Genomic DNA, 25,477 nt, shown 5'->3' with positions numbered 1-25,477 from the left:
GAAAATAGGGCCTATCTTCCCTTGCGGTAAAGACGGTGCGCGGCAATATAGTCGAGAACGGAATCGGGCAGCAAATAGCGGGCGCTGTGGCCATCCCGCACCAGGTCGCGGATCAGCGAGGCGGAGATCGCCAGGGGCGTCATGTCGAAGGCGATCACGCGCCCGGCGGGTGTGGTGCGCAGGTCCGCGATGTCGGTGCTGTGGCGGTCGCGGCAGGCAGCGGCGAGTTCTGCCGAGAGTGTGGCGGGCCAGCGCCGGCCGTGGGGGGCGTAGCCCGGCCGGTTGGCGACCGCGATATGGGCGAGCGCGAACAGCTCTTTCCAGCGGTGCCAGCCCGGCAGCCCCTCGAATGCATCGGCACCCAGGATCAGCACCAGCGGGCGCAGGGGGCCGCTTTCGGCGCGCAGTTGCTCGAGCGTGAGCACGGTGTAGCTCTTCTGCTGCGCGCGCACTTCGGTGTCGTCGACCCGCAGCGCGGGATTGCCGGCAGCGGCCAGGCGGGCCATGGCAAGGCGGTCTTCAGGCGTGCTGCCGGGTTCGCCGCGGTGCGGCGGTCGGCCTGCGGGCATCAAGCGCAGCTCGCCCAGGCCGAGCGCCTCGCGCGCTTCCTCGGCCAGACGCAGATGGCCGAAGTGAATCGGATCGAAGGTGCCGCCGAGCAGGCCCAGGGGCAGGTCTGCTGCAGTGTCGCCGGAGAGGGCTTGCTCAGCCTGCATCGGCGTCTTCGGGGCGGGTGTCGATGCGGCGGCGCTCGCCTTCCGGCAGGCCGAACACGTCGCGGGTGGCGGTGTAGAAGGTGCAGAAGATCACCGGCAGGATGATGAGTGGGATCGGCAGCGAGAGTACGCTGCCCAGCGTCGGCGAGACCAGGCCGAGCACCCCGATGACGATGCCCGGAAGGATGGCACCGAAGATCGCCAGACCGATGGCGTAGGCCAGGAACGGGCGCCAGTTGCGCAGGCAGGCGTAGAAGCTGAAGAACAGGGCCTTCGCCGCTGGCACCTGCCACCACGAGGCCAGCACCGGGGCGAACCAGTAGGCCATCATCACCGGCGTGCTCAGCACCAGAGCCACGAGCAGGGTGAAGCCGAGCGTGGAGTCGCCACGCATCTGCTCCTCGATGTCCTCGCCGCGCATGAGGGCGAACAGGCTACCGTCATCGACGAGCGACACGAGGAGGAGCACCAGGATGGTGCCAGCCAGATACAGGCCGCCGACCGCGACCAGCGACGGGAGGTTGCTCTTGAAGCCGGAAAAAAGCACGTCCGGCCCGGCCTTGCGCCCCGCATCGACTGCGCGGCAGGCGTTGAGCACGCCTACGGACAGGGCTGGCATCAGCAGCGAGGCGACCAGTTGTCCGAGGATGGGGACGATGCTGAGGAGGACGATGGAGAGCAGGTAGCCGAAGGTAGCGAAGGTGACCAGCGCAGGGTTGCGCCGCCAGATCGCCACGCCCTCGCGCAACCAGGCCCAGCCGCGCTGCATCGGGAGTTGTCGTGCTTGCATGTCGGAGTCTTGTAGTCCTTATTCGGATATCGGGGGAGGGGAAGGCTCACTCGGTGTCGCCCCGCCCGGGGGCGGCAGTGCGAGCAGTGGCGAGAAGGTTTCCTTCCAGGCGGCGTAGAGTGCGCCCGTGATCACCGGGATCAGGACCAGCATGCCCAGCCCGGCGGGAATCATCGCCACCCACACGCTGACATAGAGCAGCACGGCGAGCACGATGAAGGCGAGCAGATTGTGCATGCAGGCGCGGGCCGAGAGCTTCATGGCGTCGAGCGGCGCGACCTCGTGCAGCATCACCAGCGCCGGGGCGAACCACAGCGCCATCATCAGCAGCGCCCAGAGCACGGTGAATACGACCACGCCCAGCATCATGCCCCCGGCGGCCATACCCATCCCTGCAAGCGCCCCGACCGCGATGCCGGTGAGCGCCGCGCTGCCACCGATGGCCGCGGCGGTGATTGCGGCGAGCAGCATGCCGAGAAGGTGGAACACTCCTAACAGCAGCAGGCTGCTGGCCTGCTTGCGGATGCCTTCGAAGAGTGCGTCGATGTTCAGGGTTTCGCCGCGATCGAGGCGCTGCGCGCCTGAAAGCATGCCGCCGACCAGCACCGGCAGCGCGATCGGCGCAGCGGCCCAACCGAGGAAGGGCAGCATGCCGAGTGCGGCGACGATGACGAAGAAGATCAGCGCCTGGATGGCCCAGGCGCCGGGAGCGAGCATGAAGAGGCGCCAGCCTTCGGCAAGCCAGTTCAGGGCGTGGCCGGGCGCGACGTCGCCCGGAGCGGGCGGCGGTGGCGGGTGGGGGCGGCGGGGCGCTTGCGGATCCTGGTCCATTGGGTGTCGATCGGGGCAGGCGGCGGTTCAGCGCGGAAGGTCGGGCACGCCCGCACTGCGCAGGCGCAGGATGTCGCGGTACTCGTTCGGATTCTTCACCAGAACCATTTCTCCTGCGCGCGGCAGGTGGAAATCCGCTGCGCGCGACAGCCAGAAGCGCAGCGCGGCGGCGCGCAGCATCGCTGGCCAGGCGGTGCGCTCGGCGTCGCAGAACGGGCGCTCGGCATGGTAGGCGGCGAGCAGCGCTGCAGTGCGGGCTTCGTCCAGGCTGCCGTCCGCGGCGGAGCACCAGTCGTTGACGGTCACGGCCACGTCGAACAGCAGTGCGTCGTAACCGGCGAAGTAGAAGTCGATGACGCCGCCGATGCGTACGTTGCCATCGGCGTCGGTGTCCCACAGCACGTTGTCGCGGAAGAGGTCGGCGTGGATCGCGCCTGCGGGCAGGGTGGCGAGGTCTGTCGTGGCCTGAATGGCGAGTTCGGCGTCAAGCAGCGCCTGCTCGTCGGCGGGCAGGAAGGGGCGCACGACGCTTGCGGTGGCTGTGCGCCAGGTGGTACCGCGCGGGTTCTCCTGGCGGCGGCCGTAGGACTGGCCGGCCAGGTGCAGGCCGGCGAGCATGGCGCCGACGCGCTCGCAATGGGGCAGGCCCGGACTCATCTCGGAACTGCCAGACAGGCGCACCACGAGTGCGGCGGGCCGTTCCTGCAGGGTGCCGAGGTATTCGTTGTGACGGTTGGCGATCGGCGCCGGAACCGGCAAGCCATGGCGCGCGAGGTGGGCCATCAGGTGCAGGTAGTAGGGCAGCTCGGCGCGCGGGATGCCTTCGAACAGCGTCAGCACGTAGCGGCCGAGCGTGGTAGTGACAAAGAAGTTGCTGTTCTGCACGCCGGCCGAGATGCCCCTGAGTTCCTCCAGGCGGCCGACGGCATAGTCCTGGAGCCAGCAGGCGAGCACGGATTCGGGGACGGGGGTGAAGACGGACATGCGGGCTCCGGAAGGGACGTTCGGCGAGGTTTGGGTCAGGTACTGGCGGCGATCGCCGCGGGCACCCGGGCGCTGGACGGGCGGGGGTCTGCGCCGTCGCACGTCGCGCTCTTCACTGCCTGCCATGCGGCGAGCTTGGCATCGAAGCTGCGGGCTGCATGCGCAGGGCTGGTCGAGGGCAGGCGGGTGAAGCGCAGCTCAGGCAGGGCCATCCGCGGAGACACATGGCGGCGAAAGATGGTTTCGGCAGCGGCACCGTTGAAGAACACATGGCGGATGCGCGGGCAATCGCTGAACAGACGGGCGAAGTCGTTGGCTTCGATGCTGTCCGGGCGGATTGCGCTGTCCAGGCTGCCCTCACGCTCACCGCATGCGATCACGTCCCATAGCGCCACGCCCGCGACGGCCAGGCGCTGCAGGCGTTGTTCGTAGGGAAGGGCCGGGCTTGCGCCGAACAGTGCGCCCATGATCTGCCAGAAGGCATTGCGTGGGTGAGCGTAGTACTGGGCCGCGGCGATCGAGGCGGCTCCCGGCATGCTGCCGAGCACGAGCACCCGGGCATCGGCCGAGCAGACCGGCGGAAAGCTGTGGCAGAGCCGAGGCGTGGCAGAGCTGGGTGCGGCGCCAGCAAGCGGTGGCGGCTCGCTGCCATTCCGAACGCAGCGGCTCGCGAACGGCGTGCTCACCAGGACTTGATCACCCACATCGGCACGGCCAGCTCGGGGCCGCGGTCGTCGCGCACCATCTGGCCGTTGCCTTCCTTGTCGACCAGATAGTACGGCACGCCATGCGGCGGCGTGACCTTGACCATATAGAGCCTGCCGCGGATGCGGTATTCGGTGACCGTGTCGTCGCCGCGCTTGACGATGGTGACCTCCGGCTCGTCGGCCAGCGCATCCTCGGCGGGCATCGGCGGCGGCTCGGGAATGGGCTCGAGGCCGGCAGGCTGCTGGGCGAAAACCGGGGCACTGGCGGCCAGCAAGAGGGCGAACAGGGTGCGACGCATGATGATCTCCTGAAGATGGTGGAATTCTAGCTGCAATGCGCGCGCTTCGCCCGTGGGCCGGCTGCAGGCTGGGATCTGTGAGCCCCTTTACATTCACAGGTTGAGCATCATCTCCCGCTCGGCGGGCAGGGGCTGGAAGCCGCGGCGTTCGTAGTGCTTGAAGATCGCTTCGACGACCTCCCCCGGCTCGTCGATGATCTGCACCAGGTCGAGATCCTCGACCTTGATCATGCCCTCGCTTACCAAGCGGTCGCGGAACCAGTCGATCAGGCCCTGCCAGAAGGGGCGGTGCACCAGGATGATCGGGATGCGGCGGCTCTTGCGGGTCTGGATCAGCGTCATCGCCTCGAGCAACTCGTCCAGGGTGCCGAAACCGCCCGGCATCACCACATAGGCGGTCGCGAACTTCACGAACATGAACTTGCGTGCGAAGAAGTGCTGGAAAGTTTGCGAGATGTCCTGGTAGGGGTTGGCGTTCTGCTCCAGTGGCAACTGGATGTTCAGGCCCACCGAGGGGCTCTTGCCGAAGAAGGCGCCCTTGTTTGCCGCCTCCATGATGCCCGGCCCGCCGCCAGAGATCACCGCGAAGCCGGCGTCGGAGAGCTGACGGGCGATCTGCTCGGTGAGAATGTAGTACATGTGGTCGGGCGGCGTGCGTGCGCTGCCGAAGATCGAAACGGCCGGCCGGATGGAAGACAGCCGTTCGGTCGCCTCGACGAACTCTGCCATAATTCCGAAGATCCGCCAGGATTCGCGCGCGTTGTAGCGCGGCGCGGTGCTGTCGGGCACGCTGCGGGGAAGTTTTTCTTTCGCGGTCATGTTGTCGTTCTCTAGGATCCAGAATGCCCACGCTGCTGCTCGTAGATGGCTCGAGCTATCTCTATCGCGCCTTCCATGCCTTGCCCGACCTGCGCAATTCGCAAGGCGAGCCGACGGGCGCGATCCGGGGGGTGCTGTCGATGCTAAGGCGGCTGGAAAGCGACTACAAGGCAGAATTTCGCGCCTGCGTGTTCGATGCCAAGGGCAAGACCTTCCGCGACGACTGGTATCCCGAGTACAAGTCGCATCGGCCGCCGATGCCCGACGATCTGCGTGTGCAGATCGCACCGCTGCACGAAGCGGTGCAGGCCGAGGGCTGGCCGTTGCTGTCGGTGGAGGGCGTGGAGGCCGACGATGTCATCGGCACCCTGACCCGCCAGGCGCTTGAGCGTGGCTGGGAAGTCGTGATTTCCACCGGCGACAAGGATCTCACCCAGCTCGTGCGTCCCGGGGTGCGCTGGGTCAATACCATGAGCGAGGAGGTGCTGGATGCGGCCGGCGTCGAGGCGAAGTTCGGCGTGCCGCCCGAGCGTATCGTCGACTACCTGGCGCTGGTCGGCGACACGGTGGACAACGTGCCGGGGGTGGAAAAGTGTGGCCCCAAGACCGCGGTAAAGTGGCTGACCGAATACGGCACCCTGGACAATCTCGTCGCCAACGCCGAAAAGGTCGGCGGCAAGGTGGGCGAGAACCTGCGCAAGCACCTGGACTTCCTGCCGCTCGGGCGCAAGCTGGTGACCGTGGCAACGGACGTCGAACTACCGGCGGCGCTGGACGAACTGCCGGCGCGTGAGGACGACAAGGCAGTGCTGCGCGCACTGTACGAGCGCTTCGAGTTCAAGTCTTGGCTGAAGGATCTGGATGGCGGCGCGGAGAGTGTCGCTGCGTCGAAGGCAGCAGCCGAGGCTCGCCGGTTCGATGACCAAGGAAATAGGGGACAGAACCCAATTTCCGCTATTTCCGATGACCCGCCCGGCGCGCACCGTGCGGGCTACGTTGCCATCCTCGACTGGCCGAGCTTCGACGTCTGGCTGGTGAAGATCTTCGCGGCCGAACTCACCGCCTTCGACACGGAAACCACCAGCCTCGATCCGATGGCGGCGAAGCTGGTGGGGATGTCGTTTGCGGTTGAACCGGGCGAGGCGGCTTATCTGCCGCTGGCGCACCGGGGGAGCGACGCGCCGGCGCAACTGCCTTTGGACGAGGTGCTGGCGAAGCTCCGTCCCTGGCTGGAGTCGGATCAGCACGCCAAGGTTGGCCAGAACCTGAAGTACGACGCCCACGTGCTCGCCAACCATGGCATTACGCTGCGCGGCATCGCACACGACACGCTGCTCCAGTCCTACGTGCTCGAAAGCGACAAGCCGCACGACATGGATTCGCTCGCCAAGCGCCACCTCGGGCTGACAACCCTCCCTTACACCGAGGTGTGCGGCAAGGGGGCCAAGCAGATCGGCTTCGACGAGGTCGCCATGGACCGCGCTACCGAGTACGCGGCCGAGGACGCAGATGTCACCCTGCGCCTGCACCAGCGCCTGTGGCCGCAGCTCGAGGCCACGCCGCAGCTCGCCGCGCTGTATCGCGACATCGAGCTGCCGGTGCTGTCCGTGCTGCAGCAGATGGAGCGCACCGGGGTGCTGATCGACCCCTTCCTGCTCAGCCAGCACTCCGAGGAGCTCGGGCGCCGCCTGCATGCGCTCGAAGGCGAGGCCCACGCGCTCGCCGGCCAGCCCTTCAACCTCGGCTCGCCCAAGCAGCTCGGCGAGATCCTGTTCGGCAAGCTCGGCCTGCCGGTGGTCAAGAAGACCGCCACCGGCCAGCCCTCCACCGACGAGGAGGTGCTGGAGAAGCTCGCCGAAGATTACCCGCTGCCCAAGCTGCTGCTCGAGCACCGTAGCCTGGCCAAGCTGAAGAGCACCTACGCCGACAAGCTGCCGCGCATGGTCAATCCGAAGACCGGCCGCGTGCACACCAGCTTCTCGCAGGCCACCGCAGTCACCGGCCGGCTGTCGAGCTCCGAGCCCAACCTGCAGAACATCCCGATCCGCACGCCGGAAGGCCGCCGCATCCGCGCCGCCTTCATCGCGCCGCGCGACCACCTCATCGTCTCCGCCGACTATTCGCAGATCGAGCTGCGCATCATGGCCCACCTGTCGGACGATGCCCGCCTGCTCGAGGCTTTCGCGAAAGGCGAGGACGTGCACCGCGCCACCGCCGGCGAGGTCTTCGGCATGCCGCCGGCGGAGGTCAGCAGCGAGCAGCGCCGCTACGCCAAGGTGATCAACTTCGGCCTCATCTACGGCATGAGCGCGCACGGCCTGGCCAAGAACCTGGGCATCGAGCGCGCCGCGGCGCAGAGCTGGATCGACCGCTACTTTGCGCGCTACCCGGGCGTGGCCGAGTACATGGAGCGCACCCGCAACGAGGCGCGCGACAAGGGCTTTGTGGAGACCGTCTTCGGCCGCCGCTTGTACCTGCCCGACATCCGCGCCAGCCAGGCCGGCCGCCGCCAGGCCGCCGAGCGCGCGGCGATCAACGCGCCGATGCAGGGCACCGCAGCCGACCTGATCAAGAGGGCGATGATCGCGGCGAGCGACTGGCTTGCGGCGTCGGGCCTGAAGTCGAAGCTGGTGCTGCAGGTGCATGACGAGCTGGTGCTGGAGGTGCCGGCGGTCGAACTCGACACCATCCGTGAAGCGCTGCCTCGGCTGATGGGCGGCGTTGCCGAGCTGAAGGTGCCGCTGCTGGTCGAAGTCGGTGCGGGCGACAACTGGGATGAGGCGCACTGATGAACTCGCAGACGCTCGCGGAGAGGCCTGCCGCCAGCAGCATGAAGGTGTACCTGCGTCTGCTCGGCTACACGAGGCCCTTCCTCGCCTACTTCCTGCTAAGCATCCTCGGCTTCGCGATTGCTGGCGCCTGCAAGGCCGGGCTGGCGAGCGTGCTCAAGTACTTCATCGACGGCCTCGCCTCGCCCGAAGCACCGATCGCGACCGGCCTGCCCTGGCTGGACGCGCTCGATCTCATCTTCGCTATTCCGCTGATGATCGTGGTTATCGCGCTCATCGAGGGCCTCGGCACTTTCCTCGGCAATTACGGCATCTCGCGCGTCTCGCTCGGCCTCATCCACGACCTGCGCACCCAGCTCTTCGGCAGCTTCCTGGTGCTGCCCAACCGCTTCTACGACGCCAACAATTCCGGCCACCTGGTCTCCAAGCTCACCTACAACGTGTCGATGGTGACCGACGCCGCCACCGACGCGGTCAAGATCCTGTTTCGCGAGGGCCTCACCGTCATCGCGCTGCTCAGCTACCTGCTGTGGATGAACTGGCGGCTGACGCTGACTCTGCTCGTGGTGCTGCCGGTGATCGCCTGGCTGGTGTCCAACGCCAGCCGCAAGTTCCGCCGCCTGTCGAAGAACATCCAGACCTCGATGGGCGAGGTCACCCACGTCGCCTCCGAGACCATCCAGGGCTATCGCGTGGTGCGCAGCTTCGGCGGCGAGGGTTACGAGCGCACGCGCTTCGTCAAGGCGAGTACCGACAACACCAAGCGCCAGTTGAAGATGGTGCGCACGCAGGAGACCTTCTCCGCGCTGATGCACCTGATCGTGTATTCGTCGATGGGCCTGCTGCTATTCACCGTGCTCAAGGTGCGCGGTGATGCCTCGGCCGGCGACGTGGTCGCCTACATCACCGCCGCCGGCCTGCTGCCGCGCGCGATCCAGTTGCTCGGTGGCGTCAGCGCGCGCATCCAGCGCGGCGTGGCGGCGGCCGACAGCATCTTCGAGCAGCTCGACGAGGCCCCCGAGCCCGACACCGGCACGGTCGAGCGCGAGCGCGTCGCCGGTCGCGTCGAGGCGCAGGGGCTGGGCTTCGGCTACCCGGGGGCGGAAGGCCGCGCGCTGCACGGCATCGACTTCCGGGCCGAGCCCGGCCAGATGATCGCGCTGGTCGGCAAGTCGGGCAGCGGCAAATCGACGCTCGCCAACCTGATCCCGCGCTTCTACCAGCACGACGAAGGCCGCCTGCTGGTCGATGGCGTGGCGGTCGAGGACTACACGCTCGCCAACCTGCGCCACCACATCGCGCTCGTCACCCAGCAGGTCACGCTGTTCAACGGCACGGTGGCCGAGAACATTGCCTACGGCGAACTCGCCGGCGCCAGCCGGGAAGAGATCGTCGCCGCCGCCGAAGCCGCCAACGCGCGCGAGTTCATCGACCGCCTGCCGCAGGGCTTCGACACCGAGATCGGCGAGAACGGCGTGCTCCTCTCCGGCGGCCAGCGCCAGCGCCTGGCGATCGCGCGCGCGCTGCTGAAGAACGCGCCGATCCTGATTCTGGACGAGGCGACGTCTGCGCTGGATACCGAGTCGGAACGGCTCATCCAGGCGGCGATCGAGCGCCTGATGGCAGGGCGCACGACCATCGTCATCGCGCACCGGCTATCGACGATCGAGAAGGCGGATCAGATCCTGGTGATGGAGGCGGGGCGGATCGTGGAGCGGGGGACGCATGCCGAGCTGGTGGCGCGGGGCGGGGTGTATGCGAGGTTGCAGGCGATGGGAGCAGATGTAAGCGAGGCTTAATCCACGGCTCTTCATCCGACCGTGATTCCTCGCGCTGCGATGTGCAGATTCAAGTGCTGACATACCAGCTGTCTTCTCAAGCCGGGGCGACGCATTTCAGTGCTGCGCGGGCGAGTATTCAGGCACCCAGCGCTTCAACGCTTGCCTGACCTCGTCGTCGCCGAGTGGTCCGCGCTGCGACAGCCATTGCTCCAGTTCCTCGATAAAGCCTGCCGGTACCGGGCGTGACTGTGCAATACGAAGCTTGGGGTGTGGTGTCGTTCGAGTCTGTTCGGCGTCCACGAGTAACTCCTCGTAGAGTTTCTCGCCTGGACGCAGTCCGATGTATTCGATGCGGATTGCGTCCTCACTGTAGCCTGACAGCCGGATCATGTTGCGTGCCAGATCCGCGATGCGCACGGGCTCGCCCATGTCGAGAACGAAGATCTCGCCGCCGTGCCCCATCGCCGAAGCCTGCAAGACGAGTTGCGCGGCCTCCGGGATCGACATGAAGAAGCGCGTGATGTCCCGGTGAGTTACCGTTACTGGGCCGCCGCGCGCAATCTGCTCAGCAAACTTCGGGATCACACTACCGGTACTGCCCAGAACGTTTCCGAAGCGCACCATCTCGAACTGCGTACTTGCCGTGCCCTGTTCTTGCTCATCGGTTGCGCCGACGCGGCTAAGCGGTCGTTGCAGTGCCTCGCACACCATTTCCGCCAGCCGTTTTGTGGCCCCCATCACGTTGGTCGGATTGACGGCTTTGTCGGTGGAAATCAGCACGAAGCGCTCGGCTCCATGTCGCCGCGCGTTCGAGGCAACTTGCAGCGTGCCGAGCACGTTGTTGCGCGCCGCCTCCCAAGCGTTCCCGACCTCCATCAGCGGAACATGCTTGTACGCTGCGGCGTGGAACACCAACTGGGGCTTCCAGCCCGCGAAGATTGCTTCCACTCTCACAGGATCCTTCACGTCGCCCGTCAGGGCTACGATCTCCAGCCCGGATTGCGTATTGGCGAACCACTGCTCGATGTTGTACAGCGCGAACTCGCTTGACTCGAGCAATATCAGGCGCGCGGGCCGGAAGCGCACAATCTGGCGGCACAGTTCGCTGCCAATCGAGCCCCCCGCTCCGGTGATCAACACCGTTTTGCCATCTAACATCTGACGAACGTGGGCCGAGTCGATCGACACCGGTTCGCGGCCAAGCAGATCCTCGATGTCGACCGGGCGCATCGCATTGATGGCCACCTTACCGTTCATCAGGTCTTCCAGGCCGGGCACGGTAAATACATGCGCTCCGGCGCGTATTGCCAAGTCGGCGGCTCGCTTCAGTTGTCCGCCTGCGGCTGAGGGCATGGCCAGAATCACATGCTGGGCCTTGGTGTCCTCGAGCACGCGCGGCAGCATTTCGATAGCGCCAGCCACCAGATGACCGTGAAGCTCGCGCCGCCACTTACTCGGATCGTCATCTACCAGCGCTACCACTTGCCAGTCGGGGCTTCGCTCGAGTTCCCGTACCAACATCGCTCCACCGCTGCCAGCGCCCACGATTACTACCGGCTTGCCTGCGCCGATCAGGCCGCCATACAAGCGATGTTCCTTCCACATGCGCCAGGTTGCGCGTCCTCCGCCCATGATCACCAGCAGAAGGATCGGAAACAGGACCATCATCGATCTCGGCAGTGCCGGGCTGCCATGGTCGAGGGCGAGCACCAGGAGCATCGCCGTCGAGGTCATTGCGACGGCCTTCAGCACTCGCTTGAGGTCGGGCAGGCTAGCAAAGACCCACATCCCGCGATACAACCCCGCCAGCCGGCACGCGACGGCATGCACCAGCAACAGTACTGCACCCGCCACGAGCGGCCTGGCTCCGTAGTCAAGCGGCCACTCGAAGTTGAAGCGCAGTAGCAGACCCCCGGTCCATGCGAGCGCTGCCGCAATCAGATCGAACAGAAAAACGAGTGACGAAAGAAGGGTCGTATTGATCATCTAGAGGGCGTGGCGCGGGCGAGAGTCCATTCTTGCCGAATGGGCCAGGATTCTAAGCTCGTGAGTCGGCAAAAAATGCGTTTTGCAACAAACGCTTGCTTTCTGGCAGTGTCATGTCGAATGGTTACGGGTGGCCTGCGCCAAGACGCTGTGCGAGCAGTACCAACGGGGCGTAGGCAATGACCAAGCCCAAGGCACCGTCCAGGCTACCCGAGCCGACCCAAAGTGCAATCGGCAACAGCCAGAACAAGTTGATGACACCCACCACCGCCGTTACCGGCAGATGTCGTCCCAGCCGGCGTGAAGCATGCTGATAGGCGTGACTACGATGCGCCTGGTAGATTTTCTCGCCACGCAGCATGCGCCGCAGCAGCGTGACCGTGGCATCCACGATGAATACGCCGAGCAGGACCAGCCAAGCCCACCATAGGTCTGGTCTCATCCATCCTGCATGAAGGGACATGACGCCCAGGATGATTCCCAGGAAGCCACTGCCCGCGTCTCCCATGAAGATCCGTGCTGGAGGAAAGTTCCAGTAGAGGAAGCCAGACGTTGACGCCGCCAGAGTCAGCGCGAGGAGTGCCGCTCCCGATGTTCCGGTAAGTAAATGAAGTGCTGCTGCGCCCAGACACACGGTGATTGTCTCCACGCCCGCGATGCCGTCGATACCGTCCATGAAGTTGTAAAGATTCAACACCCACACGAGGTACACCGTGGCGATCAAGTTCGTGATCAACCCGGTTTCGAACTCGTGGCCACCGATTGTTGCCGGGGGAGCGCCGCCCATCCACCACAGCGCCCAACCTGCTGCCGCAAAATGCACCAGCAGGCGCCAGCGTGCGGGGACATGGCCATGGTCATCGACAAAACCGACCCCCGCTATCAACAGGCCAGAACCCAGCAACGCCCAGCCCGCCGCCCACGAGATTGCGTCAGACCATGCCAGCATCGGCATGACCACCGACATGCAGCCCACGATGGCCAGCCCGCCGCCACGCGGCGTTGGTACCGTATGGGAACTGCGCGCATTGGGGACGTCGATCAAGCGTCTTCGCACGGCGTAATGGCGCAGCACAGCGGTAAGCATGCCAGTTGCCAGAGCGATACCGAGCAAGGCGATAACAGCCGGCGCGACTTTCATCGCGGCTCCATTAACGCTTGGCGCAAACCGGTATCGACGTCGATCCTGGGGTGCCAACCCAGGCGGCTTTTGGTGTCTTCGATATCGACCTGCAGGTCGCCGCAAAGGCGCTCTAGTAGCGGGCCCTGACCAAGCAGCCTGCCCACACGCAACAGTGCGCGCGCCGGAACCGGGATCAGCCAGGGCCGGATCTCCATCGCCTCACTCAGGCGTCTGATCAGTGCCGTTGTCGAAAGATCTTCTCCGTCCGACACCATAAACGTCCTGTTTGCCGCGGCAGGATGGTCCACGCAGGTTGCGATCAGGTCCACCAGGTTGTCGCGTGCTACCAGCGAGCGTCGATTGTCGATCGCGCCCAGCGGCAGGGGAATGCCCCGCGCGAGCCATTTCACCAGTGTTGCGAAATTGCCCCCCACGCCGGGGCCATAGACCAGCGGTGGACGGATGATCACCCATTCCATACCACTCTCGTGGCCGATGGCTTCCAGGCCTTGTTCTGCATCGAGCTTCGATCTTGCGTAGGCATCACTTGGCGCCGGGGTGTCGCCCGCACGAAAAGGTCGCCTTGACTGTTCACCCATGACCTTGATCGTGCTGATGAAGATGAAGCGCCTCACGCCTGCCGCCGCGGCCTGTCTGGCGAGGGCAAGAGTCCCCTGCGTGTTGACCAGCCTATGCGCCTCGCCGGCCGTGTTCGAATCCTCCTGCATCATGTGCACCCGCGCGGCCGTATGAATCACGACGTCCGTGCCGGTGAGCAGGGGCTCCCAGTCCGCGTCCGGGCCGAGGTCGGGTCCGTGCATCCATTTCGTCCAGCCAGGGTGCTTCATTGCCCCTTGGCGAACGGCACCGACCGCCTCGCAGCACTCCGCTGCAAGACGATCCAGCACTCGCGAACCGATGAAGCCGTTCGCACCGGTCACCAGCAACCGGTTCGGACGGTGATGATGACTGCTCTGAATCATTTGTCGGCACCCCTGCCAACCGATGGGCCTGGGCTCAGCGCGTACGCCAGGCAGGCGAAAAAGAAGAAGACCTGATCCCGCGGGCGACGACGGCATTCACGAGCATGGAGCGACAGCCGGAGTAGCCCGATGCGTCCCCCATGCAGCAATGCTGCAACGCGTGGCATGCGGTCCGCGCCGACGAGGCGGACAATGGTCTTCGCTTGAGTGAATGCCCTGCCGTCGATGATCATGCGCACCCGGCGCAGCAGGGCCCCCAAGCCCTTGTTCACCCCCACCTGATTCGAGGCGTGCTGACGATAGTACATGCAGGGCGACGGATCGATCACCCAGCAAAATCCACGTGCCCGCGCGAACGCATAGATGAACCAGTCGTGCAGGTACACCTGTGCAAGTTCCAGAGGGCGGGCGTGAGCAAAATCCTGCAGCGTGATCGCCAGATCTCGCCGCATGACGTAGGTGCAGCCGGGCCCCGCCGCTTCGAAGGCGAAATCAAACGCCCTCTGCGGCTGGGCCTTGTCGATTACTTGCTTTCTGCCGTCGTCCCAAAAGGCGGTAACGTTAGCTGAATACCCCGCCGCCTGCGTTTCAATCAGACGGCGGACAGCCCTCGAGAGTTTGTCAGGCAGCCATACATCATCTTGGTCGGCCAGACTGACGAAGTCGAAGTCTTCAACCGCCACATCACGAAAGAGACGGAAGAAGTTGCTCGCGGCACCGCCGAAGTATCCAGGCGCCAGCAACACGACGCGAGCATCGTATCGCGTCTGCGCCTCCAGCCACTGCTGGGTGCCATCGCTCGATTGATCGATGCTCGCGAAGACCGTCACGCTCACACCTTCCTGATTCAGGATCGAAGCCAGTTGAGCCGGTAGCCAACGCACCCCGTTGTACGCCGCAAGCAGCACCGCCACGCGGGGTTTGGCCTCAGGGGAGGGTACGAGTCTTTCGTCGGGCATGAGATTGGTGTGAATGCTGCGGGGAAAGGCCAGGGATCGCTACAGTACTTTAGCCTTGCGATAGCCAGCCGTTGACCTCCCTGATGCTTCTCTCCCGATCCATCCCCACCAGCGCCCGCAGTCGGACTCGTGACACGAGGTAAAGATAGCGGGCCTCGGCCAGGTCGCGCAGCGTGGTCTGCAGCTGTTGTTCGGCATTCAGGACATCCACCATGGTCCGGCTGCCGGCCTCGAAAGAGCGCTTGCTGGAGGTCACGAGTTGTTGCGCCGAGCGTACGGCCTGTTCGAGTGCCCGCACCCGCAAAACCCCTTCGGTTACGCCGCGGTGCTCGCGGTGCACCCGCACAGCCAGATCGCGGCGGGCAGCTTCCAGATTTTCCTCGGCGCGAACCTGCTCGGCGATGGCCTGACGCACAGTGGAGTTCACGTAACCCCCTGCAAACAATGGAATGTTAACCTGCAGGCCGATGAGGTGGTTGGTATAGCTCGAACGGGGCGAGGTGACGTTTTCGCTCCCGCTCTTGGAGATTTGGGCCACAGCATCAACGGTGGGGTAGTGCCCGCCGCGGGCCTTGGCGATCTCGGCTCGGGCAGCTTCAACACGAGCCTTGAGTGCGCGGACCTCGGGGCTGCCGTCCTCCGCCAGTCGGATCCATTCCGCCACCTCCGCCGGCTCGGGCGGCAGCAGCGGCAAGCGCCGGGCATCGACTGCAAGCAGGGTATCGACCGGCTGGTTGATGAGGATCTCGAGCTGACGGCGGGTGAACTCGACGTGCTGACGCGCGCTGAGTTCATCGGCGATGTTCATGTCGAGCCGGGCCTGCGCCTCGTCGATGTCGGTCCGGGTGCCGAAGCCGGCTTCCAGCGACTTGCGGGCGGCATCGAGCTGGGTGGTGGTAACCGCCTTTTGCTTCAGCACCAGGTCGAGCGCATCCTGAGCCAGCAGGGCCTCCATGTAGGCACCCGTGACGCGAGCCCCCAGGTCCTGCAGCTCTCGCTCAAGCGTGGCTTCGGCATCGTCAACGACAAAACCGGCTTGGCGCAGGCCGGCAAAAAGCGGCATCCGGAACAGCGGCTGGCGCAGTTGCAGGGTCTGGTTGTAGCTGAAGTATTCCTCGTTGAACTTGACGTCCTGACCGAGCGCGTTTTCCTGCGTGCGATCGATGTCGTTCTTGTTGCGGCCGAGGTTGATGGCGATATTGGGCATCATCTGGGCGCGAGCCTGGGGCAGGCGCTCGATGGCCGAATCGCGAGCTGCACGCGCGGCGCGGATGCGGGCATCCTGGGCGAGGGCGGCCTGGTAGGCCTGCATCAGGTCCAGGCTCCAGGCAGGTGCGCTTAGCGGACCGAGCAGTCCAGCCAGCGCTGCCGCCAACAAGAAGCGAGATGCGCGCATGCTCATTCCTCCTTCATTGAAGCTGCGAGACGCTTGGTGAGCGGGTTGAGCAGGTAGGTCAGCATTGAACGCTCACCGGTCTTGACGATGACTTCGACCGGCATGCCGGGCTGCAAGCGCCGGTTGCCGAGCACCTGCATGCCTTCGGGCGTGACCTTCACGCGGGCGAGATAGTAAGAAATCTGCCCGCCGCCAACCTGCTCGGTGAGCAAGTCGTTCGATACCGACACGATTTCGCCCTCGACCACCAGCTGCGGCGAATGCGAGAAGGCGTTGAAGCGGACGTCGGTCATCAGGCCGGTGCGTACCTTGTCTATCAGGTGCGGTTCGATCTTCGCCTCCAGCAGCAGCGGCTCGCCTTCCGGCACGATGTCCATCAGCTTCTGGCCGGCCTGGATCACGCCGCCCACCGTCTGCACGGCGAGGCCAATGGCCTGACCGGAGGCTGGGGAGCGGATCTCGGTGCGCTCGAGGTCGGCGCGGACGGCGACCAGCTTCTCGGCATCGGACTGCACCTCGCGCAGCACGTTGCCCAACTCTGTCTCGACTTCCTTGCGGTATTCCTGGCGGCGAGAGATGGCCTGCTGGCGCAGTTCGGCAATGGCACGTTGCGCACGCACCGAGTTGCCCAGCAACTCAGCGATGGCGGCGTTGGATTCGGCCACCTGTCGTTGGAGTTCGAGCTGACGATTTCGCGGCGCATAGCCTTCGGCGACGAGGCCACGGGTGTGCCCGAGTTCCTCCATCACCAGCGCGAGCTGGCTGCGGCGTGGCCCGAGCATGCTCTGGTAGGTCTGCAGCAGTGCCTCCTGACCGCGAATGCTTTCTTCGATGCCCTGCAGCGAGGCACGCAGCGAGGCACGTCGCGATTGAAAGAGCTGGCGCTGGGTGTCCATCTGGATCTTGATCAGCGGATCGGACGCGGCCTCGACCAGGTCGGGATGGAAGCTCACGCGGTCGGCATCAGTCTGCTCTGCTTCGAGGCGGCCTTGCATCGCACGCAGGCCGAGATAGCGCTGGCGCACAGATTCGAAGTTGGCGCGTGCGGTAGCAGCGTCGAGTTCGATTAGGATCTGGCCTTCCTCGACGAGCTCGCCCTCGCCCACCAGTACGCGCTTGATGATGCCGCCGCTCAGGTGCTGCACCGTCTTGCGTTTGGTGTCCACCATCACCGTGCCCTGCGCGGGCACGCCCTCGTCGAGCGGCGCGAAGGCCGCCCACAGCAGGAAGCCGCCGAAGCCGAGACCGAGCGCCCACAGGCCGACGCGGGCGGCGCGGCCGGTGTCGGCCGGAGGCGCTCCTTTGCCGGGCGCCGCCGTCGGAAGGTTGTTGAAATCGGAATTAGCCATGTTTGTCGTATCCAGCTGAAATCGTTGCGAATTCGGTCTGCGAGTGAAGTCGGCGCCGCACTCAGCCGAGCGCGTGTGCTGGCGGCGCTGCGGACGAGGCCGGTGCAGTCGGCGCGGCGGCTGCCGGGCGGACCTGCGCCTGCAGCCAGGTCAGCACTGCGTCGCGCGGCCCCTGGCGCAGCACGCGGCCGTCGCGCAGCACCAGCAGTTGGTCAGCGACTGCGACCGCACCGGGGCGGTGCGTAATCAGAAACACCGTGCGCCCCTTGTCCCGGAGCTCGCGGACGGCCCGCATCAGCGCGACCTCGCCGACGTCGTCGAGGTTGGCGTTGGGCTCGTCGAGCACGATCAGCGCCGGGTCGCCATAGATCGCGCGCGCCAGCCCGACGCGCTGGCGCTGGCCGCCCGAGAGCAGGCTGCCGGCCTCGCCCATCGGCGTGTCGTAGCCCTTGGGGAAGCGCAGGATCATGTCATGCAGCCCGGCACTGCGTGCGGCGGCGATCACCTTATCGGACTCGACCTCGGCGAAGCGCGCAATGTTCTCGGCAATGGTGCCGTCGAACAGTTCGACGTCCTGCGGCAGGTAGCCGACATGAGGTCCCAGTTCGGCGCGGCTCCAGCCACCGAGTGGCTGGCCATCGAGCAGGACCTCTCCAGAGACATCTGGCCAGATCCCCATCAGCACGCGCGCCAGCGTCGACTTGCCCGACCCCGACGGACCCAGCACCACGGTGACCGTGCCTGGACTGGCCTGCAGGCTCACCTCCTGCAGGATCGGCTGTGCCCGGCCCGGTGCGCTCGCCACCACATCGCGTACCACCACCTGACCGGTCGGCGGCACGCGACTGAGCGCGGGGTCGCGCTCGGGGTGGGCCCGGAGCAGTGTTTCCAGACGCAGGAAGGCGCTGCGCGCGCCGATAAAACTGCGCCAGGTATTGACCATCTGATCGATCGGCGCCAGGGCACGCGTCATCAGCACGTTGGCAGCGATCATGCCGCCGGCGGTGAGTTCGCCTTCGATCACCAGCAGCGCGCCGGCGGCCAGTGCCAGCGACTGCTGGCAGTAGCGCACCCACTTGCTGATTGCGGTGATGCGGTGGGTAAGCCCCTGTGCCTCGCCCTGGCGGTCCATGTACTCGGCATGGCGGCTGCGCCAGCGCTCGCGCAAGCCGGACAGCATGCCCATCGACTCGACTACCTCAGCATTACGCATCTTGCCCTGCAGGTAGAGGTTGACGTCGAGCGCTGCCTTGGAAGCCGCTTCGGACGGGGCGATGGTGCGGCGGTGGCCGAACCAGGCAAGCGCCGCCTGCACCAGCGCGAAGCCGATCGAGACCCAGCCCAGAAAGGGGTGCAGGAAGAACAGCACAGCGATGTAGATCGGTGCCCAGGGCGCATCGAAGAATGCGAAGATGCCATTGCCGGTGAGGAACTGGCGCACCTCGGTGAGATCATTGAATGCACGCTGCGCGGGGGCGCCCGACTGGCTGAGGTTGGCCTCGAAGCTGGCGTTGAAGACCCTGGTGCTGAGCACCGCATCGAGGCGTACGCCAGCGCGCACCAGCAGGCGCGAGCGCGACCACTCGGCGAACGCCATCACCGCGAAGAAGAAAAGCGTGATCAGCGACACCACCAGCAGGGTGAGCTCGCTGCGGCTGACCAGCACGCGGTCGTAGACCTGCAGCATGTAGAGCGTGGGGGCGAGCATCAGCACGTTGGCCACCATGCTGAAGATGCCCACGATGAGGAATTCACGCCGGAAAGCGTAGAGGGTGGCGGCGAGTTCGCTGCGCCCGAAGAAGCCGGAGGCTGCCATGTTGGATTCGATCGATTCGTGTGTGAGGGAGCGTTCAGCGTGCGGCTACCATCGCGGGCGCCGGTGCAGAGACCTGTCCGCCCTGGGGCTGCTGGGCGGCCTGCGCCGCCTGGTTGAGCGCGGCCAGGACCTGATCACGCGGCCCGAAGGCTTGCTGCACGCCGTCGCGCAGTACCAGCATCTTGTCTGCCACGGCGAGTACGCTGGTACGGTGGGTCATGATGACGAAGGTTGTGCCACGCACCTTGAGCTGAGCGATCGCCTGTGCCAGCGCAGCGTCGCCAGCCTCATCGAGGCTGGAGTTGGGCTCGTCGAGTACGACGAACACTGGGTCGTTATAGAGGGCACGCGCTAGGGCCACACGCTGGCGCTGGCCGCCAGACAGAATGGCGCCGTCGCGCCCGACCGGGGCGTCATAACCCTGGGGCAGGGACAGGATGAAATCATGCAGCCCCACCAGGCTCGCTGCCGCGTGCACCTTAGCGGTGTCCACCTCGCCGAAGCGGGCAATGTTCTCGGCGAGCGTGCCTTCTAGCAGCTCCACCCCCTGCGGCAGGTAGCCGAGGTGGGGGCCGAGTTCGAGCTTGTCCCATGCGAATACGTCAGCGCCGTCCAGGCGTACCTTCCCGCTGATGCACGGCCACAACCCCACAAGCAGCCTGGCGAGTGAGGTCTTGCCGGAGGCCGAGGCCCCCACCACTGCAAGCACCTCGCCCGGCTGCAGGGCAAATGCGACGCCGCGCAGGATCGGCGTGTTGCTGCCAGGTGCGCCTGCGATCACGTTCTCCACGCTGAGCTGACCGCGCGGCGCGGGTAACGCCATCGCCGGTGCAGTGTCGGGCACCTGGGTGAGCAACTGGTCGAGACGGCGCCAAGCATCGCGCACGTTCACCACCGCGCGCCACTGGCTAACCATCTGCACCAGCGGCGCCAGCATTCGCCCGCCCAGCACCGAGGCTACGATCATCATGCCGGGGCCACCGGCGAGTGCATCCTCGAGAATCAGCCAGCCGCCGAGACCAAGCAGCAGCGAACCCATCGTGGTCTGCACGAACTTGGTGCCGGCCTGAAAGGCGCCGGCCTTGTCCGAAGCCTGCGCCTGCTTGCCGAGGAACTCGTGCTGCTTTTCCATCCAGCGGTGGTGAATATGGTGCAGCATGCCCATCGCCTCGATGACTTCAGCGTTACGCAGGGATCCGTCGGCATACTGCTGCGCGGCGATCGCCGAACGGTTGGCTTCGGTGAGTGGCGGGTTGGTGCTGCGCTCGTTGAGCCAGGCCAGTCCGACCTGGACCACTGCGCCCGCCACCGCAGCCCAGCCGAGCAGGGGGTGGGCGAGGAACAGGATCACCATGAAAACCAGCGACACTGGCGACTCCATCATGGCGCCAACCACCGGGTTGGGCAGGAAGTCGCGCACGGTGCGGAAATCGTTCATCGGCTGCACGCTCGGCGGCCCCAGGCGGCGCAGGTTGGATTGATACATCGCCTGGAACACGCGCGGTGCCATACGGCGATCGAGCAACTGCCCGGCTTCGCGCATGGTTTCGGAGCGCGCCCAGTCGAGCACCTCCATTACAATATAGGCCAGCACCACCACGAGGGTCAGCATGCCCAGGGTAATGTAGCTGCGGCTGTTCACCACGCGGTCGTACACTTCAAACATGTATGCGGTGGGCGCAAGCACGAGCAAGGCGCCGATAAGAGCGAAGCAGAACGCGCGCCAGTAATGCGACTTGAAAGCCAGCACAGCCTCGTGAAGCTCGGACGGTTTTTTGTTCGGGTTCATGCGGTCTCTTCAACCATCAGGTATTCGGGAATCTCGTCGGCAGCCGCCGCCGCGTCGGCCGCATCCGTATCGGTCTCTGCGAACGAAAACGCAAGTTCGAAGCCCCCGCCGGACTGCTGTGACAGCACGATCTCGCGTAGCTTCTGTTCATGAAAGGCGGCTTCGTCCTCGGGGCGCAGCGCAAGCTGAAAGCGCATGCGGCCGTCGAGCGTATACATCGACACCTGTCCCGCCTTGAGGCTGAGGGTGTGACGGTCGAAATACACCGGGCAGCTGTCGGCAAAGCGCAGCAACGGCAGCGGGCTGTTGTCCAGGCGTGCTACGTTGAAGGGGCTCTTCGGATGTTGATAAACAAGGCGGCTGGCGCGGCACACCGAGTAGATCGCGTTGCACACCATCTGTGAGCCAATCTCGGGAAACTGCTCGCGCAGCCCCTTGTAAGTCATGTGATGCAGCGCCACCCGGTTCCAGCAGCGAGTGTCGCGGACCACGGGCGCCAGGGTGTTGCAAAGGCGTGCAAAGGCGGCCTGCAGGGTGAGCAGGCGGGCTTTCTGTTCGGGTGAGGTATCGAGCCGGAGGCGAAGGATGTACATGTGCGGCGCGATTGTACAGCAAGTCCTATATGAAATTTCTGCCGCGCAAAGAACTGACGATCCGGCGAGCGCGGGACTAACACCTAGGACCTACCGTAGCCGCCCCCGTCTCAGGAGTAGTTATCCAAGGGCACCGAATCGTCGTATAGCGTCTCAGGCGCGATATCGATTTCGCCTGGCCAGACGACCGTCCCGTAATCGACTCGGGCGCGCTCGAAAAGGGCCGTCGCAGCGACTCGATTCCAGGGCTTCATCGCCAGCAGGGGACGCATATCAAAGCGGCGGCGTTCGCCGTTATCAAACTCAAGATCCATCTGAAAATCCGGTTGTATCTGAACCGCAACCACATCAAGCAACATGAGATTCCTCACTGCAAAGGGGCAATCCTGAATGGGGCATCGCCATTCACCGCCAGTTCCCAATCCACATAGAGTTCTTCCTTGTGAGTCTCGATCCACGCCTGCACCATCTTGAGCTGTTTAGCCGGAAAGGTCTCGTCGAGAATATTGCCATCTTCAGTGGCGACAGCCGCCCCGTAGCCCTGGTAGCGCCCATTGATGTGAGCAAGATGGTAGCGGCGGTTATCCCGGTTGAACATCAGAACCAGCCGTCCGGCTCTCTCACGCCGCCCTAAGCTCAAACACCGCTTTCGCCACCGTCATCCCGCGCAGATACTTCACCTGCCGTGTCGCACACAACTCGGTCAGGTGCGCAGGCGCGCCGACGGCGCTGCCGAATTGCTTCATCAGGTTCGTAGCGCAGTCGATGAAGTGCTCGGGGTCGATGTTCAGGCGGTTAAGCAGCTTCGGCGTACGCCCGGCAATGGCACCGCGTTTGTCGGGGCGGATGCAGCGGCCTGTGGTGTCGACCAGGTCCAGGTAGTCGTCAAAAGCGAAGGGAATCGCCGCCTTGAGCCGGGCGGTGGCGTCGAAGGGCATCAGCGGCTGCTGGGGCAACTGGGCGAGGTGGGTTTCGCACTTGAGGGCGACGATAGGGGTCGCGACGGCGCTGACCGATTGCGGCGCCGCGGCGTTGCTCCGTGCGGGGGCGGTTGTGGGTGACTTGCGGCGTTGCCGCTGGGCCGCGGGCTTGAGCTGCTTGATGCGCTCGGCCACCGAGGTGTGTTCGGAGTCTTCCGGCGTTTGCGCCATCTGGGCGCGGATGGGGTTGAGATCCACGTAGACCATCGCGGTCAGGATGGCTTGCTCGTCGAGCAAGGCCTGGCTCTTGAAGCGCCCTTCCCAGAAGCGACCGGTGACGTCGTCTTCCGCATTGGCCTTGCGGGCGATGGTTTCGTTGAGCACCCGCATAAACCAGGACAGGTCGCACAGGCGGGCGCGGACCTTCTGCGCCCATTCGTCGATGGCCAGATGGGTGGCTGCATCCAGCTCATCGCCCTTGCCCGCCAGCAAGCGTTGCACAGCCAACGGACCGTCGAAGAGCTGGGTCCAGCGACGCAGCACTTCGTCGCGGGTCCAGCTGCGGGCGCGCTCAGCGTCGATGCGCAGTATTAGGTGGTAGTGATTGCTCATCACCGCGTAAGCCGCCACATCGATGGCGAACACCCCGGACAGTTGCTTGACCCGCTCGACGATCCAGCCGCGGCGGTGTTCGAAGCTCTGGCCGCTATGAGCGTCTGAACCGCACAGAAAGGCGCGGCGGACACAGCGCGATACCACGTGATACCACGGGGTATCGGAGACGGAGACGAGGGTGGAGCGTGGGCGCGTCATGACGTAAGACTAGACCATCAACATGCCAACGTCAAACAAAGTGGGTGTCCTTTGGTTTTGCACGCTCGAACACCGCTCGCGGCATGGGGGCTTCGCGCAGCACGGCCTCGCTGGGTTCGAATGCCTGGCTACGTGTCATGGCCAGCATGTACAGGGTGGCGTCGTGCAGCTTGATGCGGCCTGCCTTGCTGACGTGGATCAGCGGGCAGTGCGGCGCAAGTTCGGGCAGCACATGGTTGGGGTACACCTGGTCCTGCCAGTAGGACGTGGCAATCTGGCGGAACTGGGCGAAGCAGCGGACAGGGCCGAAACGGGCAGCCTCGAAGGGCAGCACCTCCACCTTGGGCTTGGTCGGCACCACCGTGTCGTTGGAGACATCCACATACAGGCTGCCCAACTGAAAGGCGTTCTGGAAATACTGGCCGCGCAGGTCACCCCACACCTGGCGGAACGAACCGCCTGCACGCAGGAAGGCTTTGAAAGCCCGCCACCCCGGCACAGCCTGCGGCGGCAGCGCCGCTTCCTTCACCTTGCGCAGGCGCTTTTCGACCGCCAGCGCAATTTCCAGGCACTGGCCCAGCGGATACGGCTTGCCCAGCTTCACCGGCTGCAGGCGTTCCAGTGCGGGGTCGAGCTGCAAGCGCACGGCCATAAAGAAGGCCTCCAACTCGGCGAGCACCGGCAGCAGATGGCGCTCGCTCAGCGCCCTTTCAGCAGCGGGCAGGTGCAGGCAGGGTTCGTTGGGCAGCAGCGGGCGCAGGCGCCCCAAGCTGGCTTCACGCAATCTGCAAGGCCTTCAAAATCGGCAGCCGTTTCTCGGCAAACTCGCTGGCTTGGCGGGTGAGCTCGGCCAGATTCTCTTCGGCACTTTCCAGCGTCTTGCCGTCCTTGAGCAGGCGCTGGCTTTGTGCGGCGAGGATATTCCACACGAGGCGGGCCCAGTCCTGCGGCTGCTTGTGGCCCTGCTGCTTGGCCAGCAGAAACAGCTGTTGGAAGCGGGGCACGGTGACGCCACCGCCGGTGAGCGGGCTGGCCAGGTAGTTCAGGTCATTGCTGCTCCTGACTTTCTGCATCAGATGCGTATTGAGGCGCTCGGTATGCTTTCTCGCTTTGGTGGCGGCGGTGTCTTCCTGGGCGGCGAGCACAACGCCGGCGCCGGCCAGCACCATCACGGCCTGGACGAGCTGGGGGAAATTGACGCCGCTCGCCTGCAGGGCCTGCTCCAGCTGGGCGAGCGTCTTGGGCTTGTGGTCGGCGAGTTGGTCGAGGATGGGACCGTACACCGCTTCTTGCAGATTGGCCTCACCCAGGGCGCCGGTGACTTTCAGGCTGACGTCGGCGCGCGGTTGCACCAGCAGGATGCGCTGGGCGCGTAGCGCTTCGGCTTGCTCCAGCGCGGAGAGCTTGCGCGCGCCCTTGACCCAGTAGTCCTTGCGGAACTGCTGGTTCACGCAAAAATCGCGCGTGGTCTGGCGGAACATCGGGTCGGGAATGCCGGCCAGCAGCGCCTGCTGCTCGGCAGTGAGGTTCACCGCGTCGATGGCGTCCAGATAATTGGCCGAACAGGCCCATTGCAGCTTGGCCGGCTCCAGCCACTGCGCCATCTTGGCAAAAGCCATGGGCTGCCAGTCGCGGTTGAAGTATTCGTGGGCGACGTAGTGGCGGTCCTGGCCCTTGATCATTTTGATGCGCTCGGCGATCTGCGGGTTGGCGCGGGCGTAGGCCGGGTTGGCGGCGAGCAACTGGTCGGCAAAGGCGAGCGCACTGTAACCGTCCGAGCAACCCCGTAGTTCCCGATCAGAGCTGAATCATCGATCGTTGCATCTCCGAACTCACTTCTGGAGAACGACGATGGAGCAGGAGAGACTGATGGCGCAGGCGGAGCTACCGGCTCAGCGCCGTGGCGAGGTGGCCGTACAGCGGCGCGTACACCGCGACGATGCATTCTGGCGCGCGCATGAGCAGCAGCGGCGTCGGCAAGGCTTGAGCATTCCGCAGTATTGCCAGGCCACCGGCCTGGCGCTGTCGACGTTC

24 protein-coding genes are annotated in these 25,477 nt (G+C 65.2%); 3 read left to right on the top strand and 21 right to left on the bottom strand.

Features of this window, described 5'->3' with window-relative positions; genetic code table 11:
• Window positions 1-11 precede the first annotated feature (11 nt).
• From nadD to ACPT9U_RS10965, 7 genes are all read right to left on the bottom strand, one after another.
• A complete protein-coding gene (nadD, locus tag ACPT9U_RS10995) occupies window positions 12-716 on the bottom strand; it encodes a nicotinate-nucleotide adenylyltransferase (RefSeq protein WP_435750969.1) in 705 nt (234 codons plus the stop codon).
• Window positions 706-1,506, bottom strand: coding sequence for a BPSS1780 family membrane protein (locus ACPT9U_RS10990; protein ID WP_418364532.1), 801 nt, complete (start codon window positions 1,504-1,506; stop codon window positions 706-708). Before ACPT9U_RS10990 ends, nadD begins: the two co-directional genes overlap by 11 nt.
• A gap of 18 nt (window positions 1,507-1,524) precedes the next feature.
• Complete coding sequence (locus ACPT9U_RS10985) at window positions 1,525-2,337, bottom strand: BPSS1780 family membrane protein (RefSeq protein WP_435750968.1); 813 nt, start codon at window positions 2,335-2,337, stop codon at window positions 1,525-1,527.
• A 27-nt stretch (window positions 2,338-2,364) separates the two neighbouring features.
• Window positions 2,365-3,321 carry a homoserine kinase gene (locus ACPT9U_RS10980; protein ID WP_435750967.1) on the bottom strand — a complete coding sequence of 319 codons (957 nt, stop codon included), beginning with the start codon at window positions 3,319-3,321 and terminating at the stop codon, window positions 2,365-2,367.
• A 35-nt stretch (window positions 3,322-3,356) separates the two neighbouring features.
• Entirely contained in the window at window positions 3,357-4,007 is a 651-nt protein-coding gene (locus ACPT9U_RS10975; RefSeq protein ID WP_435750966.1) for a DNA-deoxyinosine glycosylase, read from the bottom strand.
• On the bottom strand, window positions 4,004-4,327 hold the full coding sequence (locus ACPT9U_RS10970; RefSeq protein WP_435750965.1) for a DUF2782 domain-containing protein: 324 nt from the start codon (window positions 4,325-4,327) through the stop codon (window positions 4,004-4,006). Before ACPT9U_RS10970 ends, ACPT9U_RS10975 begins: the two co-directional genes overlap by 4 nt.
• Window positions 4,328-4,420: 93 nt before the next feature.
• Entirely contained in the window at window positions 4,421-5,146 is a 726-nt protein-coding gene (locus tag ACPT9U_RS10965; protein ID WP_435750964.1) for a TIGR00730 family Rossman fold protein, read from the bottom strand.
• Between the two features lie 23 nt (window positions 5,147-5,169).
• On the opposite strand from ACPT9U_RS10965, the gene polA reads away from it, so the two are divergent.
• Window positions 5,170-7,935 (top strand): DNA polymerase I, encoded by a 2,766-nt coding sequence (gene polA, locus ACPT9U_RS10960; protein WP_435750962.1) that lies wholly within the window; start codon window positions 5,170-5,172, stop codon window positions 7,933-7,935.
• A complete protein-coding gene (gene msbA / locus ACPT9U_RS10955) occupies window positions 7,935-9,734 on the top strand; it encodes a lipid A export permease/ATP-binding protein MsbA (protein WP_435750961.1) in 1,800 nt (599 codons plus the stop codon). Before polA ends, msbA begins: the two co-directional genes overlap by 1 nt.
• Before the next feature lie 96 nt (window positions 9,735-9,830).
• Here the strand turns inward: msbA and ACPT9U_RS10950 are convergent, their stop codons facing one another.
• The 14 genes from ACPT9U_RS10950 to ACPT9U_RS10885 form a co-directional block, all read right to left on the bottom strand.
• Window positions 9,831-11,702 (bottom strand): polysaccharide biosynthesis protein, encoded by a 1,872-nt coding sequence (locus tag ACPT9U_RS10950; protein WP_435750960.1) that lies wholly within the window; start codon window positions 11,700-11,702, stop codon window positions 9,831-9,833.
• 124 nt (window positions 11,703-11,826) lie between these two features.
• On the bottom strand, window positions 11,827-12,843 hold the full coding sequence (locus ACPT9U_RS10945) for an MraY family glycosyltransferase (protein WP_435750959.1): 1,017 nt from the start codon (window positions 12,841-12,843) through the stop codon (window positions 11,827-11,829).
• Complete coding sequence (locus ACPT9U_RS10940; RefSeq protein ID WP_435750958.1) at window positions 12,840-13,808, bottom strand: NAD-dependent epimerase/dehydratase family protein; 969 nt, start codon at window positions 13,806-13,808, stop codon at window positions 12,840-12,842. Before ACPT9U_RS10940 ends, ACPT9U_RS10945 begins: the two co-directional genes overlap by 4 nt.
• Window positions 13,805-14,722 carry a glycosyltransferase gene (locus ACPT9U_RS10935; RefSeq protein ID WP_435750957.1) on the bottom strand — a complete coding sequence of 306 codons (918 nt, stop codon included), beginning with the start codon at window positions 14,720-14,722 and terminating at the stop codon, window positions 13,805-13,807. The genes ACPT9U_RS10940 and ACPT9U_RS10935 overlap by 4 nt, the downstream gene beginning before the upstream one ends.
• Window positions 14,723-14,816: 94 nt before the next feature.
• The gene (locus tag ACPT9U_RS10930) at window positions 14,817-16,163 is read right to left on the bottom strand and encodes a TolC family outer membrane protein (RefSeq protein ID WP_435750956.1); all 1,347 of its coding nucleotides are present in this window, start codon (window positions 16,161-16,163) and stop codon (window positions 14,817-14,819) included.
• Window positions 16,164-16,165: 2 nt separating this feature from the next.
• Complete coding sequence (locus ACPT9U_RS10925) at window positions 16,166-17,512, bottom strand: HlyD family type I secretion periplasmic adaptor subunit (RefSeq protein ID WP_435750955.1); 1,347 nt, start codon at window positions 17,510-17,512, stop codon at window positions 16,166-16,168.
• A 61-nt stretch (window positions 17,513-17,573) separates the two neighbouring features.
• Entirely contained in the window at window positions 17,574-19,328 is a 1,755-nt protein-coding gene (locus ACPT9U_RS10920) for a type I secretion system permease/ATPase (RefSeq protein ID WP_435750954.1), read from the bottom strand.
• Window positions 19,329-19,362: 34 nt separating this feature from the next.
• Window positions 19,363-21,117, bottom strand: coding sequence for a type I secretion system permease/ATPase (locus ACPT9U_RS10915; RefSeq protein WP_435750953.1), 1,755 nt, complete (start codon window positions 21,115-21,117; stop codon window positions 19,363-19,365).
• Window positions 21,114-21,710, bottom strand: a complete 597-nt coding sequence (locus ACPT9U_RS10910; protein ID WP_435750952.1) for a hypothetical protein — start codon at window positions 21,708-21,710, stop codon at window positions 21,114-21,116. Before ACPT9U_RS10910 ends, ACPT9U_RS10915 begins: the two co-directional genes overlap by 4 nt.
• A 110-nt stretch (window positions 21,711-21,820) precedes the next feature.
• Entirely contained in the window at window positions 21,821-22,069 is a 249-nt protein-coding gene (locus ACPT9U_RS10905) for a DUF2442 domain-containing protein (protein WP_435750951.1), read from the bottom strand.
• A gap of 8 nt (window positions 22,070-22,077) precedes the next feature.
• Window positions 22,078-22,308, bottom strand: coding sequence for a DUF4160 domain-containing protein (locus ACPT9U_RS10900; RefSeq protein ID WP_435750950.1), 231 nt, complete (start codon window positions 22,306-22,308; stop codon window positions 22,078-22,080).
• A gap of 22 nt (window positions 22,309-22,330) precedes the next feature.
• Window positions 22,331-23,443, bottom strand: a complete 1,113-nt coding sequence (locus tag ACPT9U_RS10895) for a transposase (RefSeq protein ID WP_435750949.1) — start codon at window positions 23,441-23,443, stop codon at window positions 22,331-22,333.
• A 31-nt stretch (window positions 23,444-23,474) separates the two neighbouring features.
• Window positions 23,475-24,227 (bottom strand): hypothetical protein, encoded by a 753-nt coding sequence (locus tag ACPT9U_RS10890; protein WP_435750948.1) that lies wholly within the window; start codon window positions 24,225-24,227, stop codon window positions 23,475-23,477.
• Window positions 24,220-25,185 carry a methyltransferase regulatory domain-containing protein gene (locus tag ACPT9U_RS10885; RefSeq protein ID WP_435750947.1) on the bottom strand — a complete coding sequence of 322 codons (966 nt, stop codon included), beginning with the start codon at window positions 25,183-25,185 and terminating at the stop codon, window positions 24,220-24,222. The genes ACPT9U_RS10890 and ACPT9U_RS10885 overlap by 8 nt, the downstream gene beginning before the upstream one ends.
• Window positions 25,186-25,294: 109 nt before the next feature.
• Between ACPT9U_RS10885 and ACPT9U_RS10880 the strand changes: the two genes are divergently transcribed.
• A partial coding sequence (locus tag ACPT9U_RS10880) for a hypothetical protein (RefSeq protein ID WP_435750946.1) occupies window positions 25,295-25,477 on the top strand: 183 nt, incomplete at its 3' end.

The organism is Thauera sp. AutoDN2 (assembly GCF_051280715.1).
GTDB lineage: Bacteria > Pseudomonadota > Gammaproteobacteria > Burkholderiales > Rhodocyclaceae > Thauera.
This window is presented reverse-complemented; position numbering and strand designations above follow the sequence as displayed.

What these genes read in the sequence shown, in the direction of transcription:
- nadD (WP_435750969.1), bottom strand. Translation starts at nt 716, where the DNA reads ATGCAGGCTGAGCAAGCCCTCTCCGGCGACACTGCAGCAGACCTGCCC.
- ACPT9U_RS10990 (WP_418364532.1), bottom strand. Translation starts at nt 1,506, where the DNA reads ATGCAAGCACGACAACTCCCGATGCAGCGCGGCTGGGCCTGGTTGCGC.
- ACPT9U_RS10985 (WP_435750968.1), bottom strand. Translation starts at nt 2,337, where the DNA reads ATGGACCAGGATCCGCAAGCGCCCCGCCGCCCCCACCCGCCACCGCCG.
- ACPT9U_RS10980 (WP_435750967.1), bottom strand. Translation starts at nt 3,321, where the DNA reads ATGTCCGTCTTCACCCCCGTCCCCGAATCCGTGCTCGCCTGCTGGCTC.
- ACPT9U_RS10970 (WP_435750965.1), bottom strand. Translation starts at nt 4,327, where the DNA reads ATGCGTCGCACCCTGTTCGCCCTCTTGCTGGCCGCCAGTGCCCCGGTT.
- ACPT9U_RS10965 (WP_435750964.1), bottom strand. Translation starts at nt 5,146, where the DNA reads ATGACCGCGAAAGAAAAACTTCCCCGCAGCGTGCCCGACAGCACCGCG.
- polA (WP_435750962.1), top strand. Translation starts at nt 5,170, where the DNA reads ATGCCCACGCTGCTGCTCGTAGATGGCTCGAGCTATCTCTATCGCGCC.
- msbA (WP_435750961.1), top strand. Translation starts at nt 7,935, where the DNA reads ATGAACTCGCAGACGCTCGCGGAGAGGCCTGCCGCCAGCAGCATGAAG.
- ACPT9U_RS10950 (WP_435750960.1), bottom strand. Translation starts at nt 11,702, where the DNA reads ATGATCAATACGACCCTTCTTTCGTCACTCGTTTTTCTGTTCGATCTG.
- ACPT9U_RS10945 (WP_435750959.1), bottom strand. Translation starts at nt 12,843, where the DNA reads ATGAAAGTCGCGCCGGCTGTTATCGCCTTGCTCGGTATCGCTCTGGCA.
- ACPT9U_RS10940 (WP_435750958.1), bottom strand. Translation starts at nt 13,808, where the DNA reads ATGATTCAGAGCAGTCATCATCACCGTCCGAACCGGTTGCTGGTGACC.
- ACPT9U_RS10930 (WP_435750956.1), bottom strand. Translation starts at nt 16,163, where the DNA reads ATGCGCGCATCTCGCTTCTTGTTGGCGGCAGCGCTGGCTGGACTGCTC.
- ACPT9U_RS10925 (WP_435750955.1), bottom strand. Translation starts at nt 17,512, where the DNA reads ATGGCTAATTCCGATTTCAACAACCTTCCGACGGCGGCGCCCGGCAAA.
- ACPT9U_RS10920 (WP_435750954.1), bottom strand. Translation starts at nt 19,328, where the DNA reads ATGGCAGCCTCCGGCTTCTTCGGGCGCAGCGAACTCGCCGCCACCCTC.
- ACPT9U_RS10915 (WP_435750953.1), bottom strand. Translation starts at nt 21,117, where the DNA reads ATGAACCCGAACAAAAAACCGTCCGAGCTTCACGAGGCTGTGCTGGCT.
- ACPT9U_RS10910 (WP_435750952.1), bottom strand. Translation starts at nt 21,710, where the DNA reads ATGTACATCCTTCGCCTCCGGCTCGATACCTCACCCGAACAGAAAGCC.
- ACPT9U_RS10905 (WP_435750951.1), bottom strand. Translation starts at nt 22,069, where the DNA reads ATGTTGCTTGATGTGGTTGCGGTTCAGATACAACCGGATTTTCAGATG.
- ACPT9U_RS10900 (WP_435750950.1), bottom strand. Translation starts at nt 22,308, where the DNA reads ATGTTCAACCGGGATAACCGCCGCTACCATCTTGCTCACATCAATGGG.
- ACPT9U_RS10895 (WP_435750949.1), bottom strand. Translation starts at nt 23,443, where the DNA reads ATGACGCGCCCACGCTCCACCCTCGTCTCCGTCTCCGATACCCCGTGG.